This window comes from Micromonospora sp. CPCC 205554, assembly GCF_036902745.1.
GTDB classification, from domain to species: Bacteria; Actinomycetota; Actinomycetes; order Mycobacteriales; family Micromonosporaceae; genus Micromonospora; species Micromonospora tulbaghiae.
On sequence record NZ_JBAKHP010000014.1, the window covers coordinates 49,450 to 61,244 of the forward strand.

Sequence of the window (11,795 nt, forward strand, 5' to 3'; positions counted from 1 at the left end):
GGTGCCGACCGGGCCGGCGGCGGCTCGGACGCCGGACGGCCACGGGTCGGCTGCACTAGGCTCGGCCGCATGCAGGAGCAGCCGGAGTCGCCCTTCACGCCGGGCCTGACCGCCCGGGTCGAGCTGACAGTGACCGACGCCGACACCGCGCAGGCGGTCGGCTCCGGGGACGTGCCGGTGCTCGGCACACCCCGGGTGCTGGCGCTGGCCGAGGCGGCGACGGTGGCCGCCACCGCGACCCGGATGCCGTCCGGGTCCACCACGGTCGGTGTACGGGTGGAGCTGGAGCACCGCGCGGCCACCCCGGTGGGGCGTACCGTCGCGGCCCACGCCGAACTGGTCAAGGTCGACGGCAAGCGGCTCGTCTTCGACGTGACAGTCACCGACGGGCCCACCGTGGCGGCCCAGGGGCGCGTCGAGCGGGCGCTGGTCGACCGGCAGCGTTTCGTCGAGCGGGCCCTCGGCCCGTCATGACCGCCGGTTTCTCCGAGGTCGCCGCCGGGGTGCACGTGCTGCGTGAGCCGGTGCTCGCGGTGAACGTCGTGCTGGTGGTCGGTGACGGCGCGGCGCTGCTCGTCGACACGCTCTCCACCGCCGGGCAGGCCCGGGAGCTGGCGGAGGCGGCGCGGGCGGTCACGCCGTACCCGTGGACGATCGTGAACACGCACCACCATTTCGACCACTGCTTCGGCAACGCCACGCTGGCCGGGCCGGAGACCGCGATCTACGCGCAGGTCCAGGCCGCGGCGGCGCTGCGGGACCGGTCCGGCGCTGTGCGCCGCGCCGCGTACGAGGAGATGCGCGCCGGGCATCCGGCGCTGGCCGAGGAGCTGGCGCACACCGAGCTGCGACCGCCGACGCACGAGGTGCACGAGGAGACGGTGCTCGACGTGGGCGGCCGGCGGGTGGTGCTGCGCCATCCCGGGCACGGGCACACCGACGCCGACCTGGTGGTGCACGTGCCGGACGCGGACGTGCTGGTCGCGGGCGACCTGGTGGAGCAGAGCGGGCCACCGGCGTTCGAGGAGTCGTACCCCCTGAAGTGGCCGGACGCGGTGGCCGACCTGCTGCGGATGACCACGCCCGCGACGGTGGTGGTGCCCGGCCACGGTGAGCCGGTCGGCGTGGACTTCGTCCGCGAGCAGCACGCGCAGCTCGCGCGGCAGGCGTGGCTGATCCGCGCCGGGCACACCGGCAGCGCCCCGCCGGAGCGGGTGGCGGCCGAGTCGCCGTTCGGCGCCCGGCCGGGCCTGATCGCCGCTCGCCGCGGCTACGCGGAGCTGGACGGCACGGCCTGACCGGTGGCCGGGCTCATCCGGCGTCGGCCAGGATCTCGCGGAGGCGGTTGCGGCACTCGGCGACGAACGCCGGGAACGTGTCCCAGTAGTAGGAGACGCCGCTGGCCGCCACCCCGAGCGCCCAGGCGCGGGCCCGCGCCCAGGTCACGTCGTTCACGCCGAGCGCCTCCCGGTAGGCGTGCCGGGCCGGCGGCGGGAGGTCCCAGATCGGCGCGTGTTCGGCGTCGGGGTGCCCGACGGTCAGGCCGCCGAAGTCGATGACCGCCCGCAGCCGCCCGTCGTGCACGAGCAGGTTGGTGGGCTTGAGGTCGCCGTGCAGCCAGACGTGCGGGCCGGCGGGTTCGGGCAGGGTGAGGGCGTCCCGCCACAGCCGGACGAGGGTGTCGACGTCCGTCTCGTCGCCGATCCGGCTCCGGCAGTCGTCGAGAGCCGCCGAGATCCAGCTGTCGCAGGGGTGGAGGCTGCCGCCGCGGTATCCGCTCAGGTCGCCCGCGCGGGTCGCGCCGAGCAGGTCGGCCGCGTGCAGGCGCCGGACGAACACGGCCAGGTCGGCGCCGAGCGCGGCCCAGTCGCCGACGGTGCCGGGCCGGACCTCGTCGCCCGGTATCCACCGTTGCACCGACCACGGCAGCGGGAAGGCGTCGGCCGGGACGCCGGCGTACACCGGTTCGGGCACCCGGTACGGCAGCAGCGGTGCGAGCCGGGGCAGCCACCGCTGTTCCTTGCGCAGGGCGCCGGCCTTCTCCGCGGTCCGCGGCAGCCGGACGAGCAGGTCGGTGCCGAGCCGGTACATCGTGTTGTCGGTCCCGGCGCCCGCGGGCGTGAGCGGCAGGGCGGCCCACTCCGGGCGCTGCTCGGTCAGCAGCGCCCGGACGATCTCCTCGTCGACGGGTATCTCGTCCTGGTGCAGCGCCATCCGGTGATCATGCGGGGCGGGGCGGCCCGGCGGCCACCGGGTTTCCGGGGGCCCGTCCGGGTGGTTCCGGCCGGGCGGAACCCCGCAGCGCGTCCCGCAGCGCGTCGAGGTGCGGGGCGGCGGCCAGGATCGCCGCCCGTGCCGGCGGGTCCAGCTCGGCCAGGGCGCCGGCGAGCAACGCCGCGCGGTGGGCCTCGTAGTGGGCCATCCGCTCCCGGGCGGCGTCGGTGACGTGCAGCCGGACCACACGGCGGTCGACGGGGTCGCGGTCACGGGCCAGCAGCCCGGCGTCGGTGAGGTCGCGGACCAGCGTGCTCACCGTGTTGGGCGCGGTGCAGAGGCGCCCGGCCACCTCCTTGCCGCTGATGCCCGGCGTCTCCCGGACCAGCAGGAGCACCTCCACCTGCGCCTCGGGCAGCGGGTCTCGTCCCACGCGCGCCCCGGTCCGCCGGCGCAGGAGCCGGTGCAGCTCCCCCAGGGCCGCGCCGAACCGCGCGACCTGCTCGTTCGTCGCCACGGGGTCACCCGCCTCACATCGCAATAGTTCTGACTACAGATGTAAGGTACCCCGGACGCACCGATCCAGGGGGTACCCACTCGTGAGCAACGCCGCGCCGACCGCCGCGCGCCCGGCCGCCGACCGCACCGCCGCCTCCACCGGCGGCGTGACGCTGCTGGTGCTGCTCGGCACGCTCACCGCGATCGGCCCGTTGTCGCTGGACATGTACCTGCCGGCGTTCCCGGCCATGACCCGCGATCTCGGCGCCGACCAGGCCGGCATCCAGCTCTCGCTGACCACCTGTCTGATCGGCCTCGCCCTGGGCCAGCTCGTCACCGGTCCGCTCAGCGACCGCTGGGGGCGCCGCCGTCCGGTGCTGGTCGGCGTGGTCGCGTACACGGTGCTGGCGCTGGCGTGCGCCGCGGCGCCGAACGCCCCGCTGCTGGCCGCCGCGCGGTTCGCCCAGGGCGTCGCCGGCGGCATGGGCGTGGTGGTCGCCCGCGCGGTGGTCCGCGACCTCTACTCCGGACGGGACGCCGCGAAGTACTTCTCCCGGCTCACCCTGGTCTTCGGCGTGGCGCCGGTGGCGGCGCCGGGCGTGGGCAGTCTGGTGCTGCGGTTCGGCTCGTGGCGGGCGGTCTTCGTCGCGCTCGCCGTCATCGGGGCGGTGCTCGCCGTCGCGGTCGCGCTGCGCCTGCCGGAGACGCTGCCGCCCGGGCGCCGCAGCACCGGCGGTCTGGGGGGCACCGTCCGGACCATGCGGTCGCTGCTCGCCGACCGGGTCTACCTCGGGTACGCGCTGACCCAGGGCTTCGCGTTCGCCGGGCTGTTCGCGTACATCTCCGGGTCGTCGTTCGTGTTCCAGGACGTCTTCGGCGTCTCCGCGGCGGTGTTCAGCGTCGTCTTCGGCGTCAACGCGCTCGCCCTGGTCGCGGTCGGGCAGGCGAACGCCCGGCTGCTCGACCGGTTCACGCCGCGCCGGCTGCTGGTCACCACGCTCGTGGCCGGCCTGGTCACGGCGGCCGGGGTGCTGACCGGCGCGCTGGCCGGCAGCCTGGCCGTGACGGCGGTGGCGCTGTTCGCCTTCGTCGGCTCGCTCGGCATGGTGATGCCGAACAGCACCGCGCTGGCGCTGGACGCGCACGCCCGGCACGCGGGCACCGCCGCCGCGCTGATGGGTGGCATCCAGTCGGTCGTGGGCGCGCTGGCCGCCCCGCTGGCCGGGCTCGGCGGCGAGGGCAGTGCGCTGCCGATGGCGGTGGTGCTGGCCGGCGCCGCGATCCTGTCGCTGACCGCCGTCCTGACGATGGCCCGCTCCCGCCCCTGATCGCGGGGCGGACGGGTCACGGGAAGCGGGCGGCCACCCGGGCGCGGGTGGGCATGGCGGTGGCGCCGCCCGAGGACTCGCACACCACAGCCGCCACCCGCAGCGCGAACGCGACCCGTTCCCGCCAGCCGGCCGGGTCGTCCGGCTCACCGTCGGCCAGCAGGTCCGCCACCAGCGCGCCCATGACCGAGTCGCCCGCCCCTGTCGCATCCACCGCGTCCACCTTCGGCGCGGGTACACGTACCACGTCGTCGGCGGCGGCGACCAGGGCGCCGTCCGCGCCGAGCGTGACCACGACGGTGCTCGCGCCCAGTTCCCGCAGGTACGCGGCCACGCCCGCGACCGGCTCGTGCGGGTAGAGCACCCGCGCGTCGGCGGCGCTGAGCTTGACCAGATGCGCGGCGGCGGCGAACTCGGCGACCACCGCGCGCAGACGGTCGAGCGCGTCCGGCGCGGTGAGCAGGCTGGGCCGGACGTTCGGGTCGAACACGCGCAGCCCGCCGGCGATCGACCAGGCGCGGCGGGCGGCGGCCAGCACCGGCGGCTCGAGCAGCACGATCGAGCCGCAGTAGAGCACGTCCGCGCCCTCGATCAGCGCCACGTCCAGGTCGTCCGGGCCGAGCAGCGCGTACGAGCGGGGCTCGCCGTAGAAGCGGAAGTCGGGCTCGGGGCCGGCGAACGTGGCCACCGCGAGCGCGGTCGGCGCCGGCACCGTCACCGTCCCGCTCACGTCCACCCCGGCGCCGGTGAGGAAGGCGCGGATCCGCCCGGCCAGCGCGTCGTCGCCGAGTGACCCGACGAACCGCGCGTCCCCGCCGAGCCGGGCGACCGCCACCGCCACGTTGAGCGGCCCGCCGCCGATCGCCTGCCGGTAGACGGGCTCCCCGTCGTGTGCGGCTTCCAGCAGATCCACGAGCGCCTCGCCGAGCACCACCGCGTAACCCATCCTGGCTCCCCTCGTCGTCCTCCCCCGATCCTGGCGCATGCCGGGGTCGCCGCGCGCCGCGACCCGGACATCGAGCAGCACCTATTGCGGGCCGCGCCCCGACGTGGTGGGATGGCGGTGCCGGGTGACGACGCGGGGGGCTGCCGCGTCGCCGGCCGCCGGGTCGAGCCGACGCGAGGGCATCCACGGTCCGTGGCAACGGACCGCAGGCGGTGCGCGCCCGCCGACGGCCCCGGCCGCACGCCGACCGGGCGCGGGCACCGCGATCGTCGCATCCGCTCGTCGCAGCGGGGCGGGCCGAACCGGGCCACGCTCCGCGAGTCAGGAGATCCCCGTGCACCGATCCCGTACGGCCGCGTTGCTCACCGCGGCCGCCACCCTGGCCCTGGGCGCGTTCGCCCTGGCCACCAACTCCGGACCGGCGGCCGCGCACGGCGCGGCCATGACGCCGGGCGCCCGCACCTACCTGTGCTGGAAGGACGGCCTCACCGGAACCGGTGAGATCCGGCCGAACAACCCCGCCTGCTCGTTGGCGGTGGCCGCGAGCGGGGCGAACTCGCTGTACAACTGGTTCAGCGTGCTGCGCTCCGACGCCGGCGGGCGGACCGTCGGGTTCATCCCCGACGGCAAGCTGTGCAGCGGCGGCAACCCCGGCTTCAGCGGGTACGACGCGGCGCGCAACGACTGGCCGATCACCCACCTGACGGCAGGCCGGTCGATCGAGTTCCGGTACAGCAACTGGGCCCACCACCCGGGCACGTTCTACTTCTACGTGACCAAGGACAGCTGGAGCCCGAACCGGCCGCTGGCCTGGAGCGACCTGGAGGAGCAGCCGTTCCTGCAGGTGACCAACCCGCCGCAGCGCGGCGCGGTGGGCACCAACGACGGCCACTACTACTTCAGCGGCAACCTGCCGTCGAACAAGAGCGGCCGGCACATCATCTACTCGCGCTGGGTCCGCTCGGACAGCCAGGAGAACTTCTTCGGCTGCTCGGACGTGACGTTCGACGGCGGCAACGGCGAGGTGACCGGGATCGGCTCGGGCGGCAGCAACCCCCCGACGACCGCGCCGCCGACCACCGCGCCCCCGACCACCGCGCCCCCGACGACCGCGCCGCCGACCTCACCTCCGCCGGTGACGACCAGCCCGACCATGCCGGCCGGCTCCTGCATGGCGGTGTACAAGGTGGTCAGCGCCTGGGGTGGCGGCTTCCAGGGCGAAGTGACGATCATGAACCACAGCACCCGGACGTACACCGGGTGGACCGCGAACTGGACCTGGCCCAGCGGCCAGACCATCAACCAGGTGTGGAACGGCACGTTGAGCGGCAGCGGGGCGTCGGTGAGCGTCTCCAACGCCGCCTACAACGGCAGCGTCCCGCCGGAGGGCACCACCACGTTCGGCTTCACCGCGAACTACTCCGGCACCAACACCCTGCCGACCGTCACCTGCACCGGTCGCTGATCCCGCACGGAGAAGGGCCCCCGGGGAACATCCCGGGGGCCCTTCCTCGTCATGCTCGGGTCAGCGGACCATGCTGCCGACGACCGGCTTGGTGAGCAGCGCCGACTGGTTGCGCTGGATGCCCGGGTCGAGCGTCTTGGCCACGAAGATGGCGTGCCAGATGCAGAAGATCAGCACGGTCCACACCTTGCGGGAGTGGTCGGCCTCCTCCCGCTTGTGCTCGTCCAGCAGGCGCATCGCGTACGACAGGTCGATCAGGTCACCCGCGCCCGAGGTGGACAGCACGTGCCGCGCCCACTCGTACATCTCGCCGCGCAGCCAGACCCGGGTCGGCGTCGGGAAGCCCAGCTTCTTGCGGTTGACGATGGCCGGCGGCACGACGCCCTGGAGGGCCTGGCGCATCGCGTACTTGGTGGCCTCGGAACGGGGCGGCAGCTTCAGGTCGACCGGGATGCCGGCGGCGACGTTGAACACCTCCCGGTCCAGGAACGGCACCCGCACCTCCAGCGAGTGCGCCATCGAGATCCGGTCGGCCTTGACCAGGATGTCGCCGCGCAGCCAGGTGTAGAGGTCGACGTACTGCATCTTGGTGACGTCGTCCAGCTCGGTGCACTCGGCGTAGATCGGCGCGGTCACGTCGGTGTAACGCACCGAGGGGTCGTAGCGGCGCAGCAGGTGCTGCTTCTCCTCCTCGGTGAACATCCGGGCGTTGCCGTAGTAGCGCTCCTCGATCGGGGTGGTGCCGCGCTCCAGGAAGCTCTTGCCCTTGACGCCCTGCGGGATCGCCTTGGACACCGCGCGCAGGCCCTTCTGCACGCCGTCGGGCAGGCTGTTGACCGCGTTGAGCGACAACGGCTCCCGGTAGATCGTGTAACCGCCGAAGAACTCGTCCGCGCCCTCACCGGACAGCACCACAGTGACGTGCTCGGCGGCCTTCTTCGCCACGAAGTACAGCGGCACCAGCGCCGGGTCGGCGACCGGGTCGTCCAGGTGCCAGACGATCTTCGGCAGCGCCTCGATCATGTCCTGCGGCCCGATCTTGGTGGGGATCGTGGTCACGTCGAGGTGCCGGGCCGAGTCCTGGGCCACGTCGATCTCGGAGTAGCCCGGCACGTCGTAGCCGACGGTGAAGGTGAGGATGTTCGGGTTGAACTCGCGGGCCAGCGCCACCACGGCGGTCGAGTCGATGCCGCTGGACAGGAACGAGCCCACCGGCACGTCCGAGCGCATGTGCATCCGGACGCTCTCGCGCAGCGTCTCCCGGATGTCGTGGTACAGCCGCTGCTCGTCGGAGACCGGGGCCGGGCGGAACACCGGGCGGTACCAGCGGCGCACCTCGATCCGGCCACCCGGGGTCCAGGTCAGGTACTCCCCCGACCCGATCCGGCTGATCCCCTTGTGCAGCGTGCCCGGCTCCGGCACGTACTGGAGGGTCAGGTAGTGGCTCAGGTTCGCGGTGTCGATGCCCGCGTCGCCCTGGTACGCCGAGTGCGCGAACGGCAGCAGCGCCTTCTTCTCCGAGGCGAGGTAGAGGCCGTCCTGCGTCTGGAGGTAGTGCAGCGGCTTGATCCCGAAGTAGTCCCGCGCGCCGAAGGCCCGCCGCTCCTGCCGGTCCCAGATCACGAACGCGAACATGCCGCGCAGCTTGGTGAGCACCTGCTCACCCCAGTAGTGGTAGCCGGCGACGATCACCTCGCCGTCGCCGTTGGTGGCGAACTGGGCGCCGTAGTCGCGGATCAGCTCGTCGCGCAGCTCGATGTAGTTGTAGATCTCGCCGTTGAAGGTGAGCAGGTAGCGCCCGCCCGCGTAGGGCAGGGGCTCGTGGCTCAGCGCCACGTCGATGATCGCCAGGCGCTTGTGCGCGAACACGCCGTCCGCGTACCGGCCGGACGCGTCGCCGACCACCTCGACCCCTGTCTCGTCCGGGCCGCGGTGGTGCAGGCACTCCAGTGCGCCGGCGATGTTGTCGCGGTGGGCGGCGGCGTCGCCGCGCGCGCTGAAGAAGGCCAGGAGTCCGCACATGGCCGCCATCTTTCCACGCGCCGGAAGCCACCGTCGCGGCACCGCAGGCACCTCCCGCTGTCGTGCGCGCGGTACCGTCGGGACCAGCGACGAGGCTCAGGGAGGGGCGGATCATGGCCGAGGAGCGGACCCGGCAGGGCAAGGCGGCGGACGGCACGGAGTCGCACGACCCGGATTTCCCGGAGGCGTTCCTGTCGTTCATGCGGCAGGGCTGGCGGGACACCGAGCTGCCGGTCACCCCGCGCCCGGAGGTGCCCAACCACGCCAAGCGGCGGGCCGCGCTGGCCGAGGCCTTCCCGGGCGAGACGCTGGTCATCCCCACCGGCAACGAGAAGGTACGCGCCAACGACACCGACCACCGGTTCCGGCCGGGCAGCGACTTCGCGTACCTGACCGGCGACCTGGAGCCGGACAGCGTCCTCGTGCTGCGGCCGGGCGGCGAGCCCACGCTGTTCATGCGTCCCCGGTCGTCCCGGGCGACCGACGAGTTCTTCCGCAGCCGGCACGGTGAGCTGTGGGTGGGCCGCCGGCCGACGCTGCGGGAGAAGTCCACCGAGCTGGGCCTGCCGACGGCCGACCTGAGCGAGCTGGACGCGGCGCTGGCCGAGCTGGCGCCGGGGCGTACCCGTGTGCTTCGCGGTTTCGACGCCCGCGTGGACGCGGCCGTGCGTCCCTACGACGGCGCGCGCGCCGAGGGGCAGCCCGGCCGCGACCGGGAGCTGGCGATCGCGATCTCCGAGCTGAAGCTGGTCAAGGACGAGTGGGAGATCGCGCAGCTCCAGGAGGCGTGCGACGCCACGGTGCGCGGCTTCGAGGACGTGGCGCGGGCGCTGCCGGCCGACCGCGGGGTCTCCGAGCGGCTGCTGGAGGGCGTCTTCGCGCTGCGCGCCCGGCACGACGGCAACGACGTCGGCTACGGCTCGATCGTCGGGGCCGGCGAGCACGCCACGATCCTGCACTGGGTGCACAACCACGGCGCCACCCGTCCGGGTGAGCTGCTGCTGATGGACATGGGCGTGGAGAACCGCAACCTCTACACCGCCGACGTGACCCGGGTGTTCCCGGTCGACGGCCGGTTCACGCCGTTGCAGCGTCAGGTCTACGACGCGGTGTACGCCGCGCAGCAGGCCGGCATCGAGATGTGCCGGCCCGGCGTGGCGTTCCGGGACGTGCATCTGGCCTCGATGCGGGTGCTGGCCGAGGCGCTGAAGGATCTCGGGCTGCTGCCGGTGAGTGTGGACGAGGCGATGGACCCGGCCTCCACCGTCTACCGGCGGTGGACGCTGCACGGCACCAGCCACATGCTCGGCATCGACGTGCACGACTGCGCCAACGCGCGCAAGGAGACCTACCGCGAGGGGCCGCTCGGCGAGGGGTACGTGCTCACCGTCGAGCCGGGGCTCTACTTCCAGCCGGAGGACGAGCTGGTCCCGGAGGAGCTGCGGGGCGTCGGCGTGCGGATCGAGGACGACATCCTGGTCACCGCCGACGGCCCGGTGAACCTGTCGGCCGGGCTGCCGCGCGCCTCCGCCGAGGTGGAGACCTGGCTGGCCGAGCAGCGTGAGGCGGGCCCCCGCCTGCCCGGCTGATCGCCGCGGGCCGCGATCTCCGGCGGGCCCCACCACCGCGCCTCTCCAGGCAGGTGGCGGGGCCCGCCGCCGTCTGGGCCGTTCCGGTTCGCTCACGTGGTTGGTCACCGACTGCCGATCGTGGGAGGAATGCGGGCTTTTTTCGGATACGTCTTCCTCGCGAGGAACCTTCTCATACGGTGCTGATCAGAGGCTACAACCGGTTTGTAGCTGGTCGCCCGGCCTGGGGCGGTGCGACCCGTTTGGGAAGAACCGAAAGGGCTCTCATGTCGAACGACGTAACGACACCCGACGGCGGCGCTCCGATGACGCCCCCGCCGCGGACGAGCAGGCGGCGGGCGCTCTGGGTCGCCACCGGCGTAGCCGGGCTGACCGGCGTCGTCGGTCTGGCGGCGCTCGGCGGTCTCGCCGCCCGCGACGACAAGTCCGGCACCGAACCGGTGGCGGAGAACCACGCCGCAGCGCCGCAGAACGCCAGTGACGACTCCCGCGCCGACGGCGGGAAGGACGGCGAGAAGGGCGAGGACGGGTACGGCAAGGACGGCAAGGACCGTGGCCAGGAAGGCCGCGACCGCGGCGAGTGGGGCAAGGACGGCAAGGACGACCACGGCAAGACCCGCGAGGTCCCCTGCGACGACGACGCCCTGGTCGACGCACTCGAACTGGCCAACCGCGACCACGGCGGCACCCTGAAGCTCGCCGAGAACTGCACCTACGAACTCGGCGTCAAGGACCGCAAGTTCGGCTCCGCCCTGCCCGAGATCAAGCAGGACGTCACCATCAAGGGCAACAACTCCACCATCAAGCGCGACGCCGAAGACACCTTCCGCATCTTCCGCGTCGTCGACGGCGGCGACCTCACCCTCAAGGACCTCACCGTCAAGGGAGGCAACGCCAACGAGTTCAAGTACCCGGGGCCGTCGGTACCGAAGGCGGCCGGACCGGACGGCAAGGACGACGACAAGCGGTTCGAGGGTGACGGCGGCGCGCTCCTGGTCGAACGCGGCGGCAGCGCGCACCTGCACAGCGTGAAGCTGGTCGACAACAGCGCCGAGGGCGACGGCGGCGCCATCGCCAACTACGGCCGCACCTGGCTCAAGGAGAGCAAGGTCGTCGACAACCACGCCCAGGGCGACGGCGGCGGCGTCTACAACGAGGGCATCCTCAAGGTCGAGCAGACCCACGTCGACGACAACACCGCCGGCGGCAACGGCGGCGGCATCGCCAACGGCAGCGGTGAGCACCACGACGGGCCGGTCGACCCGGCCTCGGCCGCGAAGGCCGACAAGGGCGAGCACGGCAAGCACCACGCGGGCACCGTCGAGATCATCGGGGCGTACGAGGGCAAGGACGCCTCGCTGAGCACGCTGAGCCACAACCGGGCGGGTCGCAACGGTGGCGGCCTGTTCAGCAGCGGCGGCTGGGTCACCGTCTCGTTCACCGCGATCGGCGGCAACGTCGCCTGCGAGAACGGCGGTGGCGTCTACGCCGAGAACACCGACCTGCTGCTGGAGAAGGTCCACGTGGCGGGCAACCACGCCGACGGCGACGGCGGCGGCGTGGTGACGACCGGCGGGCGGGACTGGGCCGGCAACGGCGCCGAGAAGGACGGCCTCGCGGGGAGCGCCACGATCGCCGACAGCGCCGTGGTGGACAACACGGCCGGCCGGTTCGGCGGTGGTATCTACAACGGCGAGTGGCTCATCAAGATCGAGGACGGCTTCCTCGCCCGC

Annotated in this window: 10 protein-coding genes; 6 read left to right on the plus strand and 4 right to left on the minus strand. The window is 73.4% G+C overall.

Translation table 11 applies throughout. The features are described from left to right. The first annotated feature begins 69 nt into the window (after positions 1-69). Complete coding sequence (locus V6U82_RS19190; RefSeq protein WP_128139129.1) at positions 70-474, plus strand: thioesterase family protein; 405 nt, start codon at positions 70-72, stop codon at positions 472-474. Then, positions 471-1,298 (plus strand): MBL fold metallo-hydrolase, encoded by an 828-nt coding sequence (locus V6U82_RS19195; protein ID WP_334463057.1) that lies wholly within the window; start codon positions 471-473, stop codon positions 1,296-1,298. Before V6U82_RS19190 ends, V6U82_RS19195 begins: the two co-directional genes overlap by 4 nt. A gap of 13 nt (positions 1,299-1,311) precedes the next feature. Here V6U82_RS19195 and V6U82_RS19200 read toward each other — a convergent pair whose 3' ends face one another. Continuing rightward, entirely contained in the window at positions 1,312-2,214 is a 903-nt protein-coding gene (locus V6U82_RS19200) for an aminoglycoside phosphotransferase family protein (protein WP_334463059.1), read from the minus strand. Between the two features lie 7 nt (positions 2,215-2,221). Then, positions 2,222-2,731, minus strand: a complete 510-nt coding sequence (locus tag V6U82_RS19205; RefSeq protein WP_334463061.1) for a MarR family winged helix-turn-helix transcriptional regulator — start codon at positions 2,729-2,731, stop codon at positions 2,222-2,224. Between the two features lie 82 nt (positions 2,732-2,813). Here V6U82_RS19205 and V6U82_RS19210 point away from each other — a divergent pair, with 82 nt between their 5' ends. Beyond that, positions 2,814-4,040 carry a multidrug effflux MFS transporter gene (locus tag V6U82_RS19210; protein ID WP_334463063.1) on the plus strand — a complete coding sequence of 409 codons (1,227 nt, stop codon included), beginning with the start codon at positions 2,814-2,816 and terminating at the stop codon, positions 4,038-4,040. A 16-nt stretch (positions 4,041-4,056) separates the two neighbouring features. Here the strand turns inward: V6U82_RS19210 and V6U82_RS19215 are convergent, their stop codons facing one another. Next, positions 4,057-4,986, minus strand: a complete 930-nt coding sequence (locus V6U82_RS19215) for a carbohydrate kinase family protein (RefSeq protein ID WP_334463065.1) — start codon at positions 4,984-4,986, stop codon at positions 4,057-4,059. Positions 4,987-5,314: 328 nt separating this feature from the next. On the opposite strand from V6U82_RS19215, the gene V6U82_RS19220 reads away from it, so the two are divergent. Continuing rightward, a complete protein-coding gene (locus V6U82_RS19220) occupies positions 5,315-6,451 on the plus strand; it encodes a lytic polysaccharide monooxygenase auxiliary activity family 9 protein (protein WP_334463080.1) in 1,137 nt (378 codons plus the stop codon). A gap of 60 nt (positions 6,452-6,511) precedes the next feature. Here V6U82_RS19220 and asnB read toward each other — a convergent pair whose 3' ends face one another. After that, entirely contained in the window at positions 6,512-8,473 is a 1,962-nt protein-coding gene (gene asnB, locus V6U82_RS19225) for an asparagine synthase (glutamine-hydrolyzing) (RefSeq protein ID WP_334463067.1), read from the minus strand. Positions 8,474-8,586: 113 nt separating this feature from the next. On the opposite strand from asnB, the gene V6U82_RS19230 reads away from it, so the two are divergent. Together V6U82_RS19230 and V6U82_RS19235 are read left to right on the plus strand one after the other, a co-directional pair. After that, the gene (locus tag V6U82_RS19230; RefSeq protein WP_121686017.1) at positions 8,587-10,062 is read left to right on the plus strand and encodes an aminopeptidase P family protein; all 1,476 of its coding nucleotides are present in this window, start codon (positions 8,587-8,589) and stop codon (positions 10,060-10,062) included. Between the two features lie 266 nt (positions 10,063-10,328). After that, a partial coding sequence (locus V6U82_RS19235; protein ID WP_334463069.1) for a hypothetical protein occupies positions 10,329-11,795 on the plus strand: 1,467 nt, incomplete at its 3' end.

What these genes read in the sequence shown, in the direction of transcription:
- V6U82_RS19190 (WP_128139129.1), top strand. Translation starts at nt 70, where the DNA reads ATGCAGGAGCAGCCGGAGTCGCCCTTCACGCCGGGCCTGACCGCCCGG.
- V6U82_RS19195 (WP_334463057.1), top strand. Translation starts at nt 471, where the DNA reads ATGACCGCCGGTTTCTCCGAGGTCGCCGCCGGGGTGCACGTGCTGCGT.
- V6U82_RS19200 (WP_334463059.1), bottom strand. Translation starts at nt 2,214, where the DNA reads ATGGCGCTGCACCAGGACGAGATACCCGTCGACGAGGAGATCGTCCGG.
- V6U82_RS19215 (WP_334463065.1), bottom strand. Translation starts at nt 4,986, where the DNA reads ATGGGTTACGCGGTGGTGCTCGGCGAGGCGCTCGTGGATCTGCTGGAA.
- asnB (WP_334463067.1), bottom strand. Translation starts at nt 8,473, where the DNA reads ATGTGCGGACTCCTGGCCTTCTTCAGCGCGCGCGGCGACGCCGCCGCC.
- V6U82_RS19230 (WP_121686017.1), top strand. Translation starts at nt 8,587, where the DNA reads ATGGCCGAGGAGCGGACCCGGCAGGGCAAGGCGGCGGACGGCACGGAG.